At 61.8% G+C, this 18,081-nt stretch carries 23 protein-coding genes, 1 tRNA gene and 1 other RNA gene; 15 read left to right on the top strand and 10 right to left on the bottom strand.

Going from position 1 to position 18,081, the window contains the following annotated elements:
* Positions 1 to 51 precede the first annotated feature (51 nt).
* Together AC1DUY_RS02480 and AC1DUY_RS02475 are read right to left on the bottom strand one after the other, a co-directional pair.
* A complete protein-coding gene (locus AC1DUY_RS02480; RefSeq protein ID WP_478112007.1) occupies positions 52 to 1,476 on the bottom strand; it encodes an amidase in 1,425 nt (474 codons plus the stop codon).
* A gap of 70 nt (positions 1,477 to 1,546) precedes the next feature.
* Entirely contained in the window at positions 1,547 to 2,536 is a 990-nt protein-coding gene (locus AC1DUY_RS02475) for a hydroxyacid dehydrogenase (protein ID WP_092142857.1), read from the bottom strand.
* 203 nt (positions 2,537 to 2,739) lie between these two features.
* Here AC1DUY_RS02475 and AC1DUY_RS02470 point away from each other — a divergent pair, with 203 nt between their 5' ends.
* The 4 genes from AC1DUY_RS02470 (at position 2,740) to AC1DUY_RS02455 (ending at position 4,560) form a co-directional block, all read left to right on the top strand.
* Positions 2,740 to 3,420, top strand: a complete 681-nt coding sequence (locus AC1DUY_RS02470; protein WP_309949065.1) for a Spy/CpxP family protein refolding chaperone — start codon at positions 2,740 to 2,742, stop codon at positions 3,418 to 3,420.
* Positions 3,421 to 3,485: 65 nt separating this feature from the next.
* Positions 3,486 to 3,707: a hypothetical protein gene (locus AC1DUY_RS02465; protein ID WP_089264703.1), complete on the top strand. Its 222-nt coding sequence runs from the start codon at positions 3,486 to 3,488 to the stop codon at positions 3,705 to 3,707.
* Positions 3,708 to 3,790: 83 nt separating this feature from the next.
* Positions 3,791 to 4,048, top strand: a complete 258-nt coding sequence (locus AC1DUY_RS02460; RefSeq protein ID WP_478112005.1) for a hypothetical protein — start codon at positions 3,791 to 3,793, stop codon at positions 4,046 to 4,048.
* A gap of 125 nt (positions 4,049 to 4,173) precedes the next feature.
* Positions 4,174 to 4,560, top strand: a complete 387-nt coding sequence (locus AC1DUY_RS02455) for a DUF930 domain-containing protein (protein ID WP_478112003.1) — start codon at positions 4,174 to 4,176, stop codon at positions 4,558 to 4,560.
* 31 nt (positions 4,561 to 4,591) lie between these two features.
* On the opposite strand, the gene AC1DUY_RS02450 is transcribed toward AC1DUY_RS02455, so the two are convergent.
* Positions 4,592 to 5,479: a LysR family transcriptional regulator gene (locus AC1DUY_RS02450; RefSeq protein ID WP_478112001.1), complete on the bottom strand. Its 888-nt coding sequence runs from the start codon at positions 5,477 to 5,479 to the stop codon at positions 4,592 to 4,594.
* Positions 5,480 to 5,766: 287 nt separating this feature from the next.
* Here AC1DUY_RS02450 and AC1DUY_RS02445 point away from each other — a divergent pair, with 287 nt between their 5' ends.
* Positions 5,767 to 5,997 carry a hypothetical protein gene (locus tag AC1DUY_RS02445; RefSeq protein ID WP_120289761.1) on the top strand — a complete coding sequence of 77 codons (231 nt, stop codon included), beginning with the start codon at positions 5,767 to 5,769 and terminating at the stop codon, positions 5,995 to 5,997.
* Positions 5,998 to 6,005: 8 nt separating this feature from the next.
* Here AC1DUY_RS02445 and AC1DUY_RS02440 read toward each other — a convergent pair whose 3' ends face one another.
* Positions 6,006 to 6,194: a hypothetical protein gene (locus AC1DUY_RS02440; protein ID WP_092142869.1), complete on the bottom strand. Its 189-nt coding sequence runs from the start codon at positions 6,192 to 6,194 to the stop codon at positions 6,006 to 6,008.
* A gap of 201 nt (positions 6,195 to 6,395) precedes the next feature.
* Here AC1DUY_RS02440 and AC1DUY_RS02435 point away from each other — a divergent pair, with 201 nt between their 5' ends.
* The gene (locus tag AC1DUY_RS02435; protein WP_068731744.1) at positions 6,396 to 6,620 is read left to right on the top strand and encodes a hypothetical protein; all 225 of its coding nucleotides are present in this window, start codon (positions 6,396 to 6,398) and stop codon (positions 6,618 to 6,620) included.
* Positions 6,621 to 6,690: 70 nt separating this feature from the next.
* Here the strand turns inward: AC1DUY_RS02435 and AC1DUY_RS02430 are convergent, their stop codons facing one another.
* Together AC1DUY_RS02430 and AC1DUY_RS02425 are read right to left on the bottom strand one after the other, a co-directional pair.
* On the bottom strand, positions 6,691 to 7,494 hold the full coding sequence (locus AC1DUY_RS02430) for an outer membrane protein (RefSeq protein ID WP_120289759.1): 804 nt from the start codon (positions 7,492 to 7,494) through the stop codon (positions 6,691 to 6,693).
* Positions 7,495 to 7,661: 167 nt separating this feature from the next.
* Positions 7,662 to 7,916 (bottom strand): hypothetical protein, encoded by a 255-nt coding sequence (locus AC1DUY_RS02425; protein ID WP_068731748.1) that lies wholly within the window; start codon positions 7,914 to 7,916, stop codon positions 7,662 to 7,664.
* Positions 7,917 to 8,607: 691 nt separating this feature from the next.
* Between AC1DUY_RS02425 and AC1DUY_RS02420 the strand changes: the two genes are divergently transcribed.
* Positions 8,608 to 9,198 (top strand): hypothetical protein, encoded by a 591-nt coding sequence (locus tag AC1DUY_RS02420; protein WP_478111997.1) that lies wholly within the window; start codon positions 8,608 to 8,610, stop codon positions 9,196 to 9,198.
* A gap of 284 nt (positions 9,199 to 9,482) precedes the next feature.
* On the opposite strand, the gene AC1DUY_RS02415 is transcribed toward AC1DUY_RS02420, so the two are convergent.
* Positions 9,483 to 9,572, bottom strand: a tRNA-Ser gene (locus tag AC1DUY_RS02415).
* A gap of 168 nt (positions 9,573 to 9,740) precedes the next feature.
* On the opposite strand from AC1DUY_RS02415, the gene AC1DUY_RS02410 reads away from it, so the two are divergent.
* Both AC1DUY_RS02410 and ssrA read left to right on the top strand, forming a co-directional pair.
* Positions 9,741 to 10,103, top strand: coding sequence for a hypothetical protein (locus AC1DUY_RS02410; RefSeq protein WP_478111995.1), 363 nt, complete (start codon positions 9,741 to 9,743; stop codon positions 10,101 to 10,103).
* A 38-nt stretch (positions 10,104 to 10,141) separates the two neighbouring features.
* Positions 10,142 to 10,494: a transfer-messenger RNA gene (gene ssrA / locus AC1DUY_RS02405) on the top strand.
* An 82-nt stretch (positions 10,495 to 10,576) separates the two neighbouring features.
* On the opposite strand, the gene AC1DUY_RS02400 is transcribed toward ssrA, so the two are convergent.
* Together AC1DUY_RS02400 and AC1DUY_RS02395 are read right to left on the bottom strand one after the other, a co-directional pair.
* Positions 10,577 to 10,816, bottom strand: coding sequence for a hypothetical protein (locus tag AC1DUY_RS02400; RefSeq protein ID WP_120289751.1), 240 nt, complete (start codon positions 10,814 to 10,816; stop codon positions 10,577 to 10,579).
* 381 nt (positions 10,817 to 11,197) lie between these two features.
* Positions 11,198 to 11,455 carry a hypothetical protein gene (locus AC1DUY_RS02395; protein ID WP_478111993.1) on the bottom strand — a complete coding sequence of 86 codons (258 nt, stop codon included), beginning with the start codon at positions 11,453 to 11,455 and terminating at the stop codon, positions 11,198 to 11,200.
* Between the two features lie 207 nt (positions 11,456 to 11,662).
* Here AC1DUY_RS02395 and AC1DUY_RS02390 point away from each other — a divergent pair, with 207 nt between their 5' ends.
* The gene (locus tag AC1DUY_RS02390; protein WP_158596799.1) at positions 11,663 to 11,815 is read left to right on the top strand and encodes a hypothetical protein; all 153 of its coding nucleotides are present in this window, start codon (positions 11,663 to 11,665) and stop codon (positions 11,813 to 11,815) included.
* A gap of 75 nt (positions 11,816 to 11,890) precedes the next feature.
* Here AC1DUY_RS02390 and AC1DUY_RS02385 read toward each other — a convergent pair whose 3' ends face one another.
* Positions 11,891 to 12,055, bottom strand: a complete 165-nt coding sequence (locus AC1DUY_RS02385) for a Flp family type IVb pilin (protein WP_089264337.1) — start codon at positions 12,053 to 12,055, stop codon at positions 11,891 to 11,893.
* A 337-nt stretch (positions 12,056 to 12,392) separates the two neighbouring features.
* On the opposite strand from AC1DUY_RS02385, the gene AC1DUY_RS02380 reads away from it, so the two are divergent.
* The 5 genes from AC1DUY_RS02380 (at position 12,393) to metG (ending at position 18,079) form a co-directional block, all read left to right on the top strand.
* The gene (locus tag AC1DUY_RS02380; protein ID WP_231081137.1) at positions 12,393 to 13,328 is read left to right on the top strand and encodes a septal ring lytic transglycosylase RlpA family protein; all 936 of its coding nucleotides are present in this window, start codon (positions 12,393 to 12,395) and stop codon (positions 13,326 to 13,328) included.
* A 122-nt stretch (positions 13,329 to 13,450) separates the two neighbouring features.
* A complete protein-coding gene (locus AC1DUY_RS02375; protein ID WP_478111990.1) occupies positions 13,451 to 14,710 on the top strand; it encodes a D-alanyl-D-alanine carboxypeptidase family protein in 1,260 nt (419 codons plus the stop codon).
* Between the two features lies 1 nt (position 14,711).
* A complete protein-coding gene (gene tmk, locus AC1DUY_RS02370; RefSeq protein ID WP_184516524.1) occupies positions 14,712 to 15,398 on the top strand; it encodes a dTMP kinase in 687 nt (228 codons plus the stop codon).
* Complete coding sequence (locus AC1DUY_RS02365; protein ID WP_478111988.1) at positions 15,395 to 16,441, top strand: DNA polymerase III subunit delta'; 1,047 nt, start codon at positions 15,395 to 15,397, stop codon at positions 16,439 to 16,441. The genes tmk and AC1DUY_RS02365 overlap by 4 nt, the downstream gene beginning before the upstream one ends.
* Before the next feature lie 72 nt (positions 16,442 to 16,513).
* On the top strand, positions 16,514 to 18,079 hold the full coding sequence (gene metG / locus AC1DUY_RS02360; protein ID WP_478111986.1) for a methionine--tRNA ligase: 1,566 nt from the start codon (positions 16,514 to 16,516) through the stop codon (positions 18,077 to 18,079).
* Positions 18,080 to 18,081 lie beyond the last annotated feature (2 nt).

Genomic DNA, 18,081 nt, shown 5'->3' with positions numbered 1-18,081 from the left:
CCGATAATCTAATCGGCTGTGGTTTCATTTTGGTAATCGCTGTGGCTGTTTTTAGGCAGAGATCGGCGGGCGCCTGTCTTTCCAGGGCCGGATCTGCTCGAGTTGCCCGGCCAGACGGAACAGCATGGCCTCGTCGCCGAAATGCGCCGTGAACATCATACCGATCGGCAGACCTTTGCTGCTCCAGGCCAGGGGCACCGACATGGATGGCTGGCCGGTCATATTGGCCATACTGGTGCCTGGCATGTAGCGGCGCAGCAAAGGCGCCACATGGCCGAGATCGTCCGACATCGTATCGATCTCGCCGATCCTGATCGGCGGCGTGCAGAGCGTCGGGGACAGGAAGATATCGCAGCCGGTAAAGAATTCGGTGACGCTGCGGGAGACCTGGAATGCGTTCTGCAGTGCTGTCACGTAGTCGACTGCGCTTGCCTTGCGGGCATTGTGCGCGCTGCCGAGTGTGAGTTTCTCGAAATCATCCGAGGTCATCGGGCGGCCGAACTTCTTCTCCGCGAACTGCACGGTCACCGCTGTATTGGCCGACACGATCGCCGCAATCACTTGCGCAGGGTCCAGCGGCAACACCGGCGCGCGTTCTTCGACATGATGCGCCTGTGCTTCGAGCAACCTGGCGACATCGCGGACGGCAGCGGCGACTTCTGGATCGATCGCATCGCCATAGGGCGACTTGTCGGTGAAGAAGATGCGCAGCCTGCCGGGACCACGACTGACTTCATCGAGGAAGGGACGTTCCGGTGCGGGCGCCATATAGGGGCTGGTCAGTTCGGGTCCGTGAACAGCATCAAGCATCGCGGCGCTGTCGCGTACGCTGATGCTGACGACGTGGCCGCAGGAAAAGCCGCCCCAGCCTTCGGCCTTGTCAGGACCCGTCGGATTGCGCGCGCGGGTCGGCTTCAGACCGAACACGCCGCAGGCCGAGGCGGGAATACGGATCGAACCGCCGCCGTCGCTGGCATGGGCGACTGGCAGGATGCGCGCAGCCACGGCAGCGGCTGCGCCGCCGGACGAGCCGCCTGATGCGTGATCGGTATTCCAGGGATTGCGCGTCGGTCCGTGCAGCCGGCACTCGGTCGTCGGCATCAGCCCGAATTCGGGGCTCGCGCTCTTGCCGAATATCGTCAGGCCGGCCTTGAGAAAGCGCTGGGCGAGGGTGCCGGTGTGATCGGCGACGAAGTCCTTGTAGACACTCGCCCCGAAGGTCGTACGCGTGCCGTCGAGGAGTTCGAGATCCTTCAGCAGGAATGGCACACCGGTGAACGGCCCGTCGGGCAACCCCTCGTCGATCTGGCGCTGCGCATAGTCCTCATGGCGCACCACGACAGCGTTGATCCGGGGATTGACGCGCTCGGTGCGCGCCACCGCTTCATCGAGCAGTTCGCGCGGGCTGACCTGCTTGCTACGCACCAGCCCGGCAAGGTCGAGCGCGTCGTGATCGCCGTATTCCTTGAATGCCATCGCGGGGTACTCTGGTGAGGACTGCGGACGTGCTAGCGCGGATCAATCATCCGCGCCAGCTATCGCCGGTTCAGCCGAACACGTCCGCGTTGACGGCATTTTGCTTGATCGGCTCGCCGTCGAGCACGCTGAGCATGTTGCGCGCGGTCTGCGCGCCCATGCGGTCGAGTGCCTCGCGGGTCACGCCGGCGACATGCGGCGCGATGATCACGTTCGGCAGTTCGAACAGCGCGTGACCGAGCGGCGGCGGTTCGGCTTCGAACACGTCGAGGCCGGCGCCGGCGAGCTTGCCCGACACCAGCGCGTCATGCAGCGCGGCTTCGACGATGATGCCGCCACGCGCGGTGTTGATGAGATAGGCCGACGGCTTCATGCGGGCGATCCGCGCAGCGTTGAACAGGCCGGTCGTCTCCGGAGTCTTCGGGCAATGCAGGCTGACAAAGTCGGCGCGCGGCAGGGCCGCGTCGAGATCGCTGACAGGCTCGCAGCCGGCAGCCTTGATTGTATCGGCCGAGACATAGGGGTCATAGACCAGCACGTTCATTTCCATCGCCTGGCAGCGCTTGGCGGTGCGGGTGCCAATGCGGCCGAAGCCGACCACCAGCACGGTCTTGCCGAACAGGTCGAATGGCAGCGCTCCGAAACGCGACGCCCATTTGCCTTCCTTGACCATGGCATGCAGTTCGACTGCGCGCTTGGCGAGCGTCAGCATCATGAACAGCGCCTGTTCCGCAACCGAGGGCGAGTTGGCGGTGCCAGCAATCATCAGCGGCACCTTGCGCTTGGACAGCGCGGGCACATCGACCGCGTCGTAGCCGACGCCGATGCGCGCCACCACCTTCATGTCCTTGCAGGCTTCGAGTTCGGGCTCGCCGAACCGCGTGGCGCCGAGTGCGGTGCCGTGCACCGGTGCGTGTTGCTCAATCAGCTTGATGTAGTCGGCAGCGGAAATGAGATTGCTGAACTTGACCACTTCGATGTCATCGCGTGCATTGAACAGGTCCATTCCCTGGGTCGACATCGACTCGGTGATCAGAAGTTTCTTCTTGTTGGTCGCCATTTCCACCCCTTGAAGCATTCTACGTTGTTGCGCGCCCGCCAGGGGCCACGCGGGCGTTATCTAACAGGCTTGGCTCGATGAGGTCTACCATTGGCGGAGACGTGGCGTGTGGACTTGGCCGTGTTGAAGCCACTATGGTTGCTGATGATCACAAGTGATTTGCTGCGCCGCGAAATTGCGGTGAGGAGACGATGATGACCAGAATGAATTTGCCCAAGCGCACGCATCGACCACTGCGCCATGTGCTGTGCGTCGCCGCCGTTCTGCTGCTCGGAAATTCCGCAGCGGTCCATGCGCAGGGGCTGGTGCAGGGCGTGCAGCAGGGTGCAAGAGACGGCAATCGTGCGGCCGGGCCGATTGGCGGTGTTTTGGGTGGTGCGATCGGCGGCGTCGTGGGCGTTGTCGGCGGCGTACTGGGCGTGCCCTCGAACAATGTTCGCGGTCCCGTGGGCGGGCAGTCGAGCGCCAAACAAACCAAGGCCGCCAAGAAGGGCAAGAAGGGCGCTCAACCCGCGGCGGAGCCGGAACTGACCGCCGAGCAGATCGTCGCGAGTAGCGACGCCAACACTAGCCGTATCAAGACGTCGCTCAACCTGACGCCGGAGCAGGAAAAGAACTGGGCCGGTTTTAGCAACGCCATGCATACGCTCGGCAATAACGGCGCGGAGCGTCTGAAACTGCGTATCGCCCGCGCCAAGCGCGATCCGCCGGATGACATCATCGAGCAGATGCGCAACGAGGCTCAGTTCCTCAACGACCGGGCCGTCGATCAGCGCGCCGTTGCCGATGCCGCGGAGCCGCTATTCGCCACGCTGGATGACAAGCAGAAGGCGCTGTTCATTCAGGAGATGGTTGGCCTCAGCCGCGAGCGCGGTCTCGACTAATCGCCGCAGAGAGGAACCTCTTGGCCACGGGGACGTTTTTCCTTCATCAGATGAAGGAGACGATCATGGCCGAGAAATTCGATCCCGCACCCCACGATAAATACGCTGTTGGCGTGAAGGAGGCAGCGCGTGCTGATCGCAAAACGTCTGAGGAACTCAAGACCGGCCTGAAGGACAGTTTCCCGGCTTCGGATCCTGTGAGTGTGACGCAGCCTGACCGGTCGAAACACGATAACGACGACGGCTCATCGCTCTGGAACAAGATCACGGGCGTCTTCAAATCCTGACGGCGCGTGCGCTGTTGTAGTAATTAGTTAACCACGTGCGCTGCACAATCACATCGGGCTTTGACTGATGATGGAGGCTGGCGTTGGCGACCGTGTTCTCTGACAGTGATCTTGAAGCAGCCGATATCCCTGCGGCTTCACGGCGGGGCGATATCTTCACCATCCACGCGACGCGCAATGATCAGAGCATGGTGACGCACCGGATCATTCCGGACGTCGCCGTCGCGCAGGCCCGGACGCTCAACGATGCGGGGTGGCGGGTCAGTATCTCCGGTCTCGGTGGCCGCCAATTCTCGCCATCGGAATTTCATCAGTTGCTGACGTTCAAACGGATCGGCTGACGATCCCGAACTTGGAACCCCGCCGGTAACACGAGCGGGGTTTTTTGCACGTGCGAACATGGTAGGTTCGCGCCGAAGAATCCTCCTAATTCACATAAGGTAATTGGCCTAAGTCGATGAGAAAAATGGCATTCGCGATCTTGGCTCTTGCCTGCATCGCTGCGCAGTCTCCCCTACATGCAGCGTCGTCCCGGACCGATCAGATGCTCAAACTGTCGCCGGAAACTCGTCTGGAGCAGCGTTGCGATGCGCGTGCGATGGGCTCCGTGGGCCGCGAGCACAAGGGATACAAGCCGGACGAGTTCGTTGCCTACGCATTTGCCGATCCGGTCATTCGAGGCAACCAGATCAAAGCGCCGGGCGGTGCCATCCGCAGCGGGGGCAAGTGGTACAGGCTGTCCTATGTCTGCGAGACCACTCCTGACGGGCTCGACGTCAAATCCTTTGCCTATCAGCTTGGCACCGAGGTGCCGCGTAGCGAATGGGACGAACACTATCTCGTGCCACGCTGACTGCTGATAGGGATTGCGGCCGGGCTCAGGATCATGGCTGAGCTACAGGGTTCACCATGACCGGCGATTTGAAAAAGCGTGACGAGATCTCGTTGAGCAATTCCGTGCTCTGCATTGTTTCCAGGTTCGAGCGCGCACACAGCAACGCTTTGACGGGCGGCAGGTGTGGCAGATAATATTCCTGCGCCCAGACAAGTGCAGGCGGAATCATCCGCTTCGGAATCGCGGTGAAGCCGATGCCGCTTTCCACAGCCGCCAACTTGGCGTGATAATCGGGACTGTTGAATACGATCTTGTAGGACAGGCCGTGGCGCGTCAGCGTCCGGATCATCAGATCGTCGCCCGGCCAGGTCAGAATCGGGATCGGTGCGCCCGGACTGAGGACGAAGTCCTTTGCGCGCACCCACACGAACTCCTCATCGGCTTCGTTGACGATCAGGTGCGATATCTCGCTGCTCATTTCCGGATTTTCGAGAATGTACGCGATATCGATATAGCCGTCGATCAGGCCTTTGGTGATGCCCACCGAGTTGTCAGTGTGAATGACCAGATCGGCCAGACTTTGGGAGGTCTGATGGCTGAAGAAATCCTGGACGAACAGTGTGCTCAATCCAAACCGGATCGGCTGCGGAAGATTGGCCACGCCGCCAATCCGCAACATCTGGTCGTTGGCTTCCAGAATCCGTCTGGCCTGATGCAGCACCAGCTTGCCGAGCTGGGTAGCCGTCGTGCCGTTGACCGTTTTGGTGAAGAGGTTGCCTCCCACCATGGTCTGAATGCGCTTGATTTGGGAACTGACAGCGGGTTGGCTCAGGCCCAGCCGTTCGGCGGCCTTGGTCAGGCTGCCGGTTTCCGCGATCGCCACCACGGTGCGAACGATCTCGATGGGGATATTGAGCGGCTGATATCGCTTGTGCATTGCGACATTCCAGGGTCGTCGAGCAGATCGATCCATCAACATCTATAGTTGTGTGATGATGAACCGCAATCGAAGAATTTAGATATACTCTAAACTGCGTGAAAAGACGTATCGCGTGGAACCCGCAATCTGGATAATCCTGCCGGAACAAGGTAGCTCAATACGGCGGCGATTCCTTAAGGGCGCAGAGATTCTTTTAAGCAATTACAGGTTGTCTATTTCGGCGCTCGGCATGCGTGAAAACGCGATAGTCTGGGCAGGCTGTCATCGGTTTTCGGAGACTGCAGATGTCCGGCACCCGCAGAGTTCATCTGAACGATAACATTCGCACCGAACATCTGAAATGTTCGGGCTGCAGGACCCAAGTTTATCTGATCAAGATCGAGACGGACGAAGAGGGCGGTGAAATTCGCACCTTTGGCTGTCCACATTGTGCCACGTCGAAATCGCTGCGTTTGGCGCCGCGCCGGCAACACCTCAAGCCCGCTGAACTCGTTGCGGACCAGGTCGTCTGCTGATCGAACGACTACAGTCGATCGACGCGCAAAAAGAATGCCCAGATGATGGACAGGACGGCGGCGATGACAAGCCATGACGGGTTCATGCAGAATATGTCGCCGTAGTGGCACACCTGCATCGCCCATCTGCTGTTGTTGATACTCGCTGCGTAAAACACACCGGCAGCGACCGTCAGAATGCTCGCGATCATGAACATGGGACGCTCCAATAATATTGGCGCCACACTGTTCTGCATTCTTGAAGCAGCCGTGAATCGAATCGATGAAAGTCGGGGGCTTTGCGCATTTTTGATACGCGCACTCCAGCCCGATACCGTCGCGGATCCGCTTGAGGCTTTGTTAACCGCGAGTCGCCCAAAGTTCCCGATGGGGACATTGCGACGTTGGGGAGGCCCGATTTGGCCAAATACGAAACGACGAAATACGCGCAGATGCGCCGCTGCCGGATGGCGCATCTTCATGGCGAGTTGATCGACGAGCGATTCAGCGACGATGCCGACAGCGTTTTCGTCAACGGCTATGTTCACGCCGTTCGTCCGGATCTGACCTGCTGGCCACTGCGCTGGACGATCACCGTGGAGCCGTATCCGGTCGAAAGCCGCGTCTTAGCGATGACCGGCTGACCGGCGCACGCATCTCCAAACAAAAGGCCCTCGCTAGCGAGGGCCTTTTGTTTGGAGATCTTTGCAGCGATCAGTAGCGTGCGACCGACGGGCCGCCGAAATGATAGTTCAATCCGCCGCGTACCGTATTGGTCTTCAGGTCGATATCGTGGGCAATGATACCGGTTGCGGCGCCTGGCCCGGTGAAGGTCGGAGCCGAGACCGATTGCTTGCCGAAATCGGTATGGAGATATTCGACCTTCGCCGACCAGTTTTTGGTGAACGCGTGTTCGATACCGGCACCGATGGTCCAGCCTGCCACGGTCTTTGACAGTGACGCGGTTTCGTTCTGGCCAGTCGTGTCGGTTAGCGAGGAGGCGAAATTCAACTCGGTGAGCGCGAGGCCGCCGGTTGCGTAGAAAAGCGTACGATCGACCGTGTAACCAACGCGCGGGCGCAGCGTGACCAGCCAATCACTCGTTACGGAATTTGTGGTGGTGAACGAACCGCCAGCCGGGAAAGGCGCGGTGAAACCGCGCGACTGCTTCAGGCCGAAATAGTTCGCGTCGGCTTCGACGCCAAACAACCAGCGGTCCACCTGATGATTGTAGCCGACCTGACCGCCGCCGGTGAAGCCATCGGGATTGAGCCGCGGCGAGGCAGCCGCAATCGCCTGTTGGTTTGCGATCGGCGCGGTGCCGTTGACGAAAGCATTGGAGACGTTGCTCTGGCCCCAGGAACCACCGGCGTTGCCGCCGACATACCAACCGCCCCAGCTATAGCCTGCTTCGGTCGTCGCGGGCGTCTTGGTCCAGACGCGCGACTGCAGGTCGGCAGCAGCGGCATTCACCGCGCCCGACGCTGCGATGATCGCGGCCAGCCAAAGCGTTCGCATCCAGGACCTTCCATCGCTCTGAAGATATTGAGCGAATTCGACACAAGCTTTAGCTGGAAACGCTGACCTTGGCTGTCACCGGGGGGCAACAGAAGCAGAACAATACCTGAGTACGGCAGCAAAAAGCCCGGCCGTTGGGCGGCCGGGCTTTCCGTAACTTGATGTGATCAGTAGGCGCAGACGTTGACCGTCCGGACGCGCGGCCCACGGCGCGTTTCCACCACCCGGCGCTGCAGGCAGCCGTCGGTCAGGCCGCCGACATAGAAGGTGGGCCCGCCATAGAAGGCGTGGTGACCGTAGCCACCCCATCCACCGTGCCAGCCACCGACATGCCAGCTATGGGCCGATGCAGCGCTGGGGGCGAGGGCGGCTGCACCGAGCGAGGCTGCAGCGATCAGTCCGAGGGTTACTTTGCGAAACATAGATCTTCTCCATTGGGTGGGCGCGCGAGCGCTTTGCTGTGTCCCTGCCCATCAGTCGCTGCCCTCGTCGGGCGCGTTCAAAGCGGTTCTGGAGAATCGTGTTTCAGTCTTGTTTCGTCGGAGACAGCTTTCATCGAAGCCGTGTCTCTCGATCAGGGCAGCGCAGTGGCTGCAGGCGCACCGACTAGCCGAGTTGCGAGATGGCTGAGCGGCGGTGTCGCGAAATCGTCGCGCGCTTAGAAGCGGGCGCGGTAACCGTCATAGGCGTGAGCTGCCAGAATGCCGGCGCTGAGAAATCCGAAGAGTGCAGTGACGGTCTCAATCATCGTGGTAGTCCTTATTCCCCCGCGAACTACAGACGGCACAGGGGGCCGCACAGTCAAAGAGATTCGCGGTCGGCTTTTCATTCGGAGCTGTAGTGATGCGTCGTTGCAACATTTTACGCGGTTGCGAGGAGCGATCGCGGCGCAACGGCGATGACAATGCGGCGCCGGCGAGGCGACGCCAGCCCGGCGCAGGGTTAACGGGCGCTGAAGGCACATCTGCGCGGGCATGATGAGGCGACATGGGGGATGACCGAGTCGCAGCAGTTCACCTCAGTGGATTTTTTGCTTACATACGCTTCAAGGAATCGCGCCGGTTGTCTCGCTCCCCGAGCCGCAGGATCGGACGTCGCAAGTGAGGATCTCCAGTGGCCGATACGTTCAACAACGAGATCAATGTCGGGCCGCCCCCTGTACCGCTGCGCAAGCGCAGGTCGTTCGGCCCGTTCGGAGTCGTCGCCGTGCTGTTGATCCTCGCTGGCGGCGGTGGATATCTCTGGCTGAACTACCACGACGCACTGACTGACATGGCACAGGCGGTGACAGGAAGCACTGGCCCCAGAGAGAGCGCCCCGGTGTTGGCGAGCGCGGCGGAGGGCAGCGTCAGCGCGACTGATTTCGCGGCGTTCCAGCAGCAGACCGGAAGCTCGATCCAGGCTGCTACCGAACTGCTGACGGCGCAGCAGACGGAGTTGAAGCGCCTGTCCGATCAGATCCAGGGCCTCACGACCCAGGTCGTTGGACTAACCGCCAAGATCGATACGCTGCAGGGTAGGGGCGTTCTCGCAGCTCCGGCTCCAGCCGCTGCGGCGCCAGCGCCCATGGCCGCAGCTCCGGCTGCGCCAGTGGCCGCGCGCCCGGCACCCACGGCGCCGCGCAAGCGCCCCGCCGATCGTCCCGCTGGTGCCATCTCGGTCGGCGGCGCTCCGCTCCCGGCGGCAGCACAGCCGCCGCGGTAATCCCTCAGGCGGCCTAACGTGTCTGGGGCTGTCGTGTTTTTTTGGGCGGCCTGTGGCGGCTGAGATCGGGCGGCCCGCCGATGACCTTGGTCTTCAGGAATTCGCATTTCGGGCAGGTGAAGGTGCACTTGTCGCCGCCGCCGGGATCCGGCTCGCTTCGCAGCAACGCCATTCGCGCCCGGCACATCGCGCAGCGCGGCGGCTTGAGAGCGCCAAGTGTTTCAGCGGGCGTCGTTGGCTCGGATTGATCGATCATGTCGTCCGACAGAGGATGATGCGGCAAATGGCGGAAAGGGTGGGATTCGAACCCACGGTACCCTTGCAGGCACGGCGGTTTTCAAGACCGCTGCCTTAAACCACTCGGCCACCTTTCCGTCGTGGGACAGCGCTTAGCAAAGCGGCCTGCCGAGGGAAAGAGAGGATTGCGCCGGGGCAGCTGTCCGGGGCTGAAATCATCTAACACGGGGATTCCCTTGGGCCGGTCGGTGCCGGGCGCCGGGCGTGCTAAGCAAAGCCTGACGATTCTGAGGACGGAGACCATCATGGCAAACCCGACACCGCGCGCCGACGCCTTGCGTGCGATGCGCGAGGCCAAATTCGAAGCCGCGCAGCGGCTGATCAAGGAGGCCGGCAAGGCCGCCGCGCCCGCGGAGAGCAAGCCTGCGCCTGCGGCGAAGAAGGTGGCTGCCGCGAAGCCTGCCGGGGAGCCGGCTGTCGAGGTTCTGGCGGTCGAGACGCAGGGTTCAGGGCCTCAGACTGCGGACGTGCCGCCGGTCGAAGCTCCGGTTGCCGAAGCCAAACCTGCAAAGATCAAAGCACCTAAAGGAAAGCCGGCCAAGGCAGAGGCGGCCAAGGGCGCTGCCAAAAAGACCGCTACCAAAAAGAGTTCCGCCAAGAAGGGCTAGCGGCCAGCGGCATTCCGCCCGGAATGCAGGGCGGACCGAGCCTAGATTTCGCCTGAGATCGCGCCTATATCTGGTTCGTCGCAAGACGATGGCGCTGAACCTCTCAATGGACTGCGGGCAGACCCGGGGGCAGTACCCGGCGCCTCCACCTCAGCAGCTCGCGATCTCACCCAGGTGAGGTCGATTTCGCCGGACGGTGAAATGCACGGGCTGCTCAGGCGGGGGCGAAACAGGATCGATGGCCGCGAAGAAGTTGTGAATTGTGCTCGGCATGATACCGCCGTTATCGGGTCAAAACCTAAATGCAAACGATAACGTTCGCATGAACGAAGTGCGCCTCGCGGCGTAACCGTTCGGGGTAGGTCCACCTTGCAACAGAACGGCCATGGCCGCGTCAACCTTCGGGTTGGCGCGGCTTTTAATTTGCAGAGTGCTTTTAGTTTACGGTGTCGGAGAATGGCGCTTCCGTGCGCTCAGTGCCTGGTCTTGCCTGTCTGCAAGAACGGCTGCCGCGCATTTTCATGTTTCTGATAGAGTTCGAGCCAGCGCCGGTCTTCGGCGTGGGCCCATTGTTCGAGCGAGATCCCAGGCGGGCGGCCGTGACCGATGGTGCCGTCAAGGCGGGTGAATTCCGCAGTCTCTTCCACGGTCAGCCCGATCAGCACCCGGATGCCCTGGTCATTCAACTCATAGCTGTCGTCATCGTCGATCATGCCGGCAATTGAGCAAGGCTGCAGGTGCGGTCAATGCAATTACCGGTTTAACCTAACCAATCAACCTTACCGGCAGCATGTGCGTCTGATCGTCGGTAGGCATCCATCGTCACGATGCGATGGTGCCCCGCTTGGCTGCCAGCTCACTCCGCGTCATTACGAAGCGCCGCGCGCCGAGGCTATGCTTGCCGTGGACGCACAAATTATAGCCGAAGCCACGACGCAATTTTAACAGAATGCATGCTCACATTCAGTGTCGTTCGGTCGATGCAATGGAGCAGGCAATGGCACGCAATTTCGGCGTTCCCCGACAGTTCCGCCCGCGGGCGCAGGCGCCCGTCTGGCCGCTATGGGTGATGGCTTTCGCGGTCGTCACCGTGATCAATGCAGCGACATTCCTTCCGCACTAGCGGGAGCAGGTGGCTGCTCACTCGACGTTGCAGCATTCGGCAGGCGCCACGACCCGAGCACATAGAGCTTCATGCTGTTGTGGAAGCGCGATGTGACGACGGTGAAGATCGCTTGGGGATGTTCGGCCCAGATCGCGATCTGGTAGAGCGTCACGATCAGGTGGCCATCGCGAAACCTGTACTCTCCCGCACCGGTTATTCCGCCGCAATCCGTCCTTGAAACGTCCATCTCCATCCCCAACATCCCGCCGCAAGAGTCCCGTCAGGAATCGCGTCAGCGCGGTCCGCTATCAAATCCAAATCATGCGCGATCGTTCAACTAACAAATAGTTGAAACGGACGGGGGAGCGAGTTGCGGAAATTAATCTCCGTTAGCGGCGGGCCGCAAATTCAAAACAAACCGCAGCGGGGATCTTAAAAATCATCATGTATTGCTGTGCCCAACGAGAATGCCGGGGGCTTTGTGGTGATCGAGACCTTGTTGTTGCTGAGTGTCGTTGCCGGTGTCGGCGGCCTGCTGGTGCAGGTCTATCGCTGGCGTCAGGACGTGCTGTACGGCCCGTATATCCGCCGCGAGTGGTACGATTGATCGCGCGAGACGTAACTTGAGGGAGAACTCCGCGCGCCGTGGCGGCGCGGGGAGTGATAATGGATCGTCAGGTCGTCACTTCAGTGACGAGTTGATCGATGTGAACTTGCCATTGAGCTTGGTGCCCATGCCGTTGATGACGGCAATGATGGCGAGGGCAATGCCGGCAGCAATCAGTCCATATTCGATGGCCGTGGCGCCGGTTTCGTCTGCGATAAATCGCTTGATGAGGTTTTTCATAGTGGTGCACGCTACGAAGCTCGTCTGAATCCGGGGTAAATATGTAAGCGTCGATCCCGGAAAAAATGCGCGTGTTCTGAAGTGGTTGAACACAATCACGGTGCCATCTCACCGATCGCAGGAGGAACTTCTAGCGCGACGTGCGCGGTGCGAGCGACACCCGGCGTGCGGGCTGAAAACCCACATCCTCTGTTTACCATACCGGGGCTCTCCCCATTTCCGCCGCGATCCGGCTGCGATATATTCACCACTTGATGCGGAAGTGGGCCGCATCGGGATTTTGGCCGTGGGGATGCCCGGAGATGGGCAGGCGGCCGCTGGAATGGTATTGGGGCGTATGGGGATTCGTGGGTCAAACCGACTCGGCCAGGCTGTTCAGGCAGCAGCGGCCATCAGCGCCTGTCTGGCGCTGGCCAATTGTTCCTCCTCCACCACCAGCTTCAGCCGCCTCGATCCGAAATACGGCGTCTCGAGCAGTCCTCGGGTCGTCGGGATGGGCGAGCCAGTTCCCAAGGGCGGCGGCACCTACCGTATCGGCAAGCCCTACACGGTCGCCGGCAAGCTCTATGTGCCGGAAGAAAACATCAATTACCGCGCTGAAGGCATCGCCTCCTGGTATGGCGACGCGTTTCATGGCCGTCTGACAGCCAATGGCGAAGTGTTCGACATGGCCTCGCTCACCGCGGCCCATCCGACGCTGCCGATCCCGAGCTATGCCCGTGTGACCAACGTCTATAACGGCAAGTCGCTGATCGTGCGCGTCAACGATCGCGGCCCGTATCACGGCAACCGCCTGATCGACGTCTCGAACAAGGCCGCCGAACTGCTCGAATTCAAGGGTAACGGCACCGCCAAGGTTCGCGTCGAATATGTCGGCCGCGCGCCGCTTGAAGGGTCGGACGATCGCCAGCTCGTTGCCACGCTGCGCACCGGTGAGCCGGCACCGTCGCCATCGCTGGTGCGTGTCGCCTCGGCGCGCTCCTTCGTGCCCGACATGCAGGGCGGTCGCGTCGTCTCCCGCGATGTTCCTCTGCCGGAGGGCCGCCCGTATTCGCTCGGCAATACCTCGGCCGATGTGGCGTCGATCCGTTCGACGTCGGAAATGTCGGCATCGAGCCGCATGCGCACGGCATCGGCGCCGCGGATGACCGAGAACCATCGCGCGGTGTCCTATGAGAGCAACGCCGCTTATGCTGCGCCTGCCGAGCCGGATGACGGCACGGTCGATGCGCGCGGCGCCCAGGCGATCCTGTCCGGCCGCGGTCTCTACTAAGCCGGTTCGTCGTTCACGACCGACACCAGACGGGCGCAGCATGGCGCCCTGATCCGCGTTGCACCTTGCCGCGTTGTTTGCCATCGGCGATCCTGTTAAGACCTGAGCACTCAGGACAGCACATGGCATTTGGCTCCATCCCCTTGAAACGACCGCAATTCGCCGCGCGGAGCTGGCGAACGCTGCTGGCTGCGCTGGTGGCGTTTGGCGTCGTCCTCGGCCCAACAGCGCAGGCTGCGAACCAGAGCGTGCAGGGCGCCAAGAAGGTCGTCGAGGACGGCGGTTACGACACCGATGCGCCGACCGCGATCCTGATCGAGGCCGGCTCCGGCAGCGTGCTGTTCGAGAAGAATGCGGATGAGCTCCGCGCGCCCTCCAGCATGATGAAGCTGATGACCGTCGAACTGGTGTTCGACGCGCTGACCCGCGGCGACATCAAGCTCACGGACGAATACCGCGTCAGCGAGAATTCCTGGCGCAAGGGCGGCGCGCCGGCCGGCGCGTCGACCATGTTCGCTGCCATCAACAGCCGCGTACCGGTCGCTGATCTTTTGCGCGGGGCCATCATCCAGAGCGGCAACGACTCTTGCATGATCCTGGCGGAGGGCATCGCCGGCAGTGAGGCGGCCTTTGCCGAGAAGATGACAGCGCGGGCACGTGTGCTCGGCATGCCGAAATCCACCTTCGCCAATTCCAACGGTTTGCCGGACCCCGGCAACAAGATGACGGTGCGCGAGCTCGGCGTTCTCGCCCGCCACATCGTTCGCACCTATCCGGAATTTTACAAGCTGTTCGGCGAGCGCGAATTCACCTGGAACAAGATCCGCCAGCAGAACCGCAATCCGCTGCTGGCGACGCTGGACGGGGCTGACGGTTTCAAGACCGGCTACACCAAGGACGGCGGCTACGGCATGGTCGGCTCGGCCATCCGCGACGGCATGCGGCTGATCGTGGTGATCAACGGTCTGGACGATCCGGACGATCGCGCGACCGAGGCAAAGAAGCTGCTGGAATGGGGTTTCAAGAATTTCGAGGCCCGCACGCTGTTCGCAGCCGACCAGACCGTCGGCTTCGCCAAGGTGTTTGGCGGCGAGAGCCGCTCGGTCGCGCTCTCGGCCAAGGAGCCGGTCAAGGTGATGGTGCAGAAGAACGGCACCGACAAGCTGATCGCCCGCGTCGTCTACAAGGGCCCCGTGCGTGCACCCATCGAGCCCGGTCAGCCGGTCGGCGTGATCAAGGTCTGGCGCGGCGCCAATATCGCCGTCGAGACACCGCTCTATACGGCGGCCGCCGTCGGCACGGGATCGACCATGCGGCGCGCCGTCGACGGCGCCGGTGAGCTGGTGATCGGACTGTTCCGCGCCGGCGCCGAGAAGCTCTGACATGACGGACACGCCCACGACACCGCCGCTGCGCGGTCGCTTCGTCAGTTTCGAGGGCGGCGAGGGCGCCGGCAAATCGACGCAGATCAAGATTCTGGCCGACCGGCTGGAGGCCGAAGGCAAGCGCGTCATCGTCACCCGCGAGCCTGGCGGTTCGCCCGGTGCCGAGATCATCCGCCATGTGGTGCTGTCGGGCATGGGCAAGCTGCTGGGGCCCGAAGCCGAGACGCTGCTGTTTGCCGCCGCGCGCGACGACCATGTCCATGCGGTGATTGCGCCGGCGCTGGAGCAGGGCATCTGGGTGCTGTGTGATCGCTTCTCGGATTCGACGCGGGCCTATCAGGGCCGACTCGGCCATGTCTCGCCGGAACTGCTCAATGCGATGGAGCGCGTCACCATCGGACGGCTTAAACCGGATCTCACCGTCATTCTCGATATCCCGGTGTCGATCGGCATGCGACGCGCAGCAGCGCGGCGTGGCAATGATGTGCCCGACAGGTTCGAGGCCGAGGGCATCGCTTTTCATCAGGGGCTGCGTGACGCGTTCCGGCAGATCGCAGCCGATGAACCGCAACGCTGCGTACTGATCGACGCCAATGCAGATTCAAAGATCGTATCGAACAATATCTGGGGCGTGTTGCGCCGACGCCTTCTGACGCCGTCGAACCACGAGGTCACTTCGGCATGAGCGCAAAGTCATCCGAGCAAACGATCTCGGTTCCGCATCCGCGCGAGAGGACCGCGCTGTTCGGTCATCAGGATGCCGAGGCCACGCTGCTCAATGCCTATCGCGGCGGCTGCATTCCGCATGCCTGGCTGATCGGCGGCCCACAGGGCATCGGCAAGGCGACTTTGGCCTATCGTATGGCGCGTTTCGTACTGGCGCATCGCGATCCCGCATCACCGCAAGTGCAATCCGCAACATCGCTCGGTCTCGATCCGATGCATCCGATCGTGCGCCAGGTCGCCGCCGAATCCCATGGCGGTTTGTTGACACTGGAACGCTCGCTCAATGACAAGGGCGTGATGCGCACGGTGATCACCGTCGATGAGACCCGGCAGACCGTGTCGTTCTTCGGCTCGACCGCCGCTGTCGACGGCTGGCGCGTCTGCATCGTCGACACCGTCGATGAGCTGAACGCCAATGCCGCCAACGCGCTGCTGAAGGTGCTTGAAGAGCCGCCGTTGCGTTCGCTATTCCTGCTGGTGACACATGCGCAGGCGCGCGTGTTGCCGACCATCCAGTCGCGTTGTCGCAAGCTGGCGCTGCGTCCGCTGTCCGTTGCCGACGTGACCCGCGCCACGTCGCAGGCTGCCGAGATCGAAACCAGCGATCCCTTGCTCAAAGAGGTCGCTGAAGCCTCCGAAGGCAGCGTGTCGCGCGCTCTGAATCTGCTCGGCGGCGGCGCGCTGAAACTGCACCAGCGCACTGCCTCGCTCCTGAACACGCTGCCCCATGTCGATCCACGCGAGCTGCATGCGCTGGGGGATGCGCTGGGGACCAGTGACCGTGTCGCGCTCGGCGCCTTTGTCGACAGCGTCGACCGCTGGATCGGCGAGCGCATGCGGGCCGATGACGCCAATGCCAACGCCAATCTGCCCCGCCTTGCGCGGCTGGCGGAGGTATGGGAAAAGATCAACCGAGCCGCGCGCGAGACCGAATCCTACAATCTCGAGCGAAAACCGCTGGTTTTCTCGGTGTTTGGACTGCTCGCGGAAGCAACGCGCTGATCGCTGCGAGACTGGTTTCAGCCGATCCGCGCTTCACCAAGATCGTCTTATTCAAGGTCCGTAAAGTCAGCCATGACATCTGCAACCGATGCAACCCGACCGGCGTATTTTCTGACAACGCCGATCTTCTATCCCAATGGCGTGCCGCATATCGGTCATGCCTATACGGTCATGGCGACCGACACGATTGCCCGCTTTCAGAGGCTCGACGGTTACGACGTTCGCTTCCTGACCGGAACGGATGAGCATGGTCTGAAGATGCAGCAGACCGCCGTCAAGGAAGGCCTGACACCGCTCGAACTGGCCGACCGGAATTCTGCGCGTTTTCGCGAGATGGATGCTGCGCTCAACATCTCCTATGACGACTACATTCGCACCACCGAGAAGCGCCATGAGCGCTCCGTTCAGGCGCTGTGGGTCGCGCTCGAGAAGGCCGGCGCCATCTATCTCGACAAATATGCCGGCTGGTACTCGGTGCGCCAGGAAGCCTATTTCGACGAAGCGGAAACGACGCTCGGCGACGATGGCGTGCGGCGCGAGCCGCTGGGCTCGCCGGTCGAGTGGACCGAGGAGGAAACCTATTTCTTCCGTCTGTCCGCCTACCAGGACAAGCTGCTCGATCTGTATGCGCGCGTTCCGGACTTCGTGTTGCCGCGCGAGCGCCTTAACGAAGTGACGAGTTTCGTCAAAGGCGGCCTGCAGGATCTGTCGATTTCGCGCACCACGTTCGACTGGGGCATCAAGGTGCCGGATGCGCCCGGCCATGTGATGTATGTCTGGATCGATGCGCTCACCAACTACATCACGGCAGCCGGCTATCCGGATGTCGATGGCGACGACTTCAAACGCTATTGGCCTGCCAATCTGCATGTGATCGGCAAGGATATCGTTCGCTTTCACGCGGTGTACTGGCCTGCATTCCTGATGGCTGCAGGGGTCGATGTCCCGCATCGCGTCTTCAGTCACGGATTTCTTCTCAACCGTGGTGAGAAGATGTCGAAGTCGGTCGGCAACGTGGTCGATCCGATCGGCATGGCCCAGCAATATGGCGTCGATCAGATGCGCTATTTCTTCATGCGCGAAGTCTCGTTCGGGCAGGACGGCAGCTACAATCACGAAGCCATCGTCAATCGCACCAATGCCGATCTCGCCAACGATCTCGGCAATCTCGCGCAGCGCTCGCTGTCGATGATCGCCAAGCAATATGACGGCGTGCTGCCTGAACCCGGCGATTTCAGCGACAACGACAAGGCCATCCTGGCGCAGGCCGATGGCATGCTCGAACTCGCGCGCACCGCGATGGCGACACAGCAGATCCATCAGGCGCTGAATGCGGTCTGGGCCGTGGTCGCCGAAGCCAACCGCTATTTTGCGGGCGAGGCGCCGTGGGCGCTCGCCAAGACCGATCCGAAGAAGCAGGCCACGGTGCTCTACGTGACCGCCGAAGTCGTGCGGCAGGTCGCGATCCTGGCGCAGCCGGTAATGCCGGCGTCATGTGCGAAGCTGCTCGACGTGCTCGGGATACCCGAAGGCGAGCGTGACTTCACGGCAATTGCGACCCGCATCAAGCCTGGGACGCAATTGCCGACACCCACCGGCGTATTCCCGCGCTATGTCGAGCCCGCCGCTGCGACCTGAGT

Source organism: Tardiphaga sp. P4_G1 (genome assembly GCF_056401215.1).
This window is presented reverse-complemented; position numbering and strand designations above follow the sequence as displayed.

Bases quoted from the DNA above. Each gene is read 5' to 3' on its own strand.
- AC1DUY_RS02450 (WP_478112001.1), bottom strand. From the start codon at position 5,479: ATGCACAAGCGATATCAGCCGCTCAATATCCCCATCGAGATCGTTCGC.
- AC1DUY_RS02375 (WP_478111990.1), top strand. From the start codon at position 13,451: ATGGCATTTGGCTCCATCCCCTTGAAACGACCGCAATTCGCCGCGCGG.
- AC1DUY_RS02395 (WP_478111993.1), bottom strand. From the start codon at position 11,455: ATGGACGTTTCAAGGACGGATTGCGGCGGAATAACCGGTGCGGGAGAG.
- AC1DUY_RS02410 (WP_478111995.1), top strand. From the start codon at position 9,741: ATGGCAAACCCGACACCGCGCGCCGACGCCTTGCGTGCGATGCGCGAG.
- AC1DUY_RS02425 (WP_068731748.1), bottom strand. From the start codon at position 7,916: ATGTTTCGCAAAGTAACCCTCGGACTGATCGCTGCAGCCTCGCTCGGT.
- AC1DUY_RS02465 (WP_089264703.1), top strand. From the start codon at position 3,486: ATGGCCGAGAAATTCGATCCCGCACCCCACGATAAATACGCTGTTGGC.
- AC1DUY_RS02455 (WP_478112003.1), top strand. From the start codon at position 4,174: ATGGCATTCGCGATCTTGGCTCTTGCCTGCATCGCTGCGCAGTCTCCC.
- AC1DUY_RS02475 (WP_092142857.1), bottom strand. From the start codon at position 2,536: ATGGCGACCAACAAGAAGAAACTTCTGATCACCGAGTCGATGTCGACC.
- AC1DUY_RS02480 (WP_478112007.1), bottom strand. From the start codon at position 1,476: ATGGCATTCAAGGAATACGGCGATCACGACGCGCTCGACCTTGCCGGG.
- metG (WP_478111986.1), top strand. From the start codon at position 16,514: ATGACATCTGCAACCGATGCAACCCGACCGGCGTATTTTCTGACAACG.
- AC1DUY_RS02430 (WP_120289759.1), bottom strand. From the start codon at position 7,494: ATGCGAACGCTTTGGCTGGCCGCGATCATCGCAGCGTCGGGCGCGGTG.
- AC1DUY_RS02385 (WP_089264337.1), bottom strand. From the start codon at position 12,055: ATGAAAAACCTCATCAAGCGATTTATCGCAGACGAAACCGGCGCCACG.
- AC1DUY_RS02400 (WP_120289751.1), bottom strand. From the start codon at position 10,816: ATGATCGACGATGACGACAGCTATGAGTTGAATGACCAGGGCATCCGG.
- tmk (WP_184516524.1), top strand. From the start codon at position 14,712: ATGACGGACACGCCCACGACACCGCCGCTGCGCGGTCGCTTCGTCAGT.
- AC1DUY_RS02365 (WP_478111988.1), top strand. From the start codon at position 15,395: ATGAGCGCAAAGTCATCCGAGCAAACGATCTCGGTTCCGCATCCGCGC.
- AC1DUY_RS02380 (WP_231081137.1), top strand. From the start codon at position 12,393: ATGGGGATTCGTGGGTCAAACCGACTCGGCCAGGCTGTTCAGGCAGCA.
- AC1DUY_RS02440 (WP_092142869.1), bottom strand. From the start codon at position 6,194: ATGTTCATGATCGCGAGCATTCTGACGGTCGCTGCCGGTGTGTTTTAC.
- AC1DUY_RS02470 (WP_309949065.1), top strand. From the start codon at position 2,740: ATGAATTTGCCCAAGCGCACGCATCGACCACTGCGCCATGTGCTGTGC.
- AC1DUY_RS02445 (WP_120289761.1), top strand. From the start codon at position 5,767: ATGTCCGGCACCCGCAGAGTTCATCTGAACGATAACATTCGCACCGAA.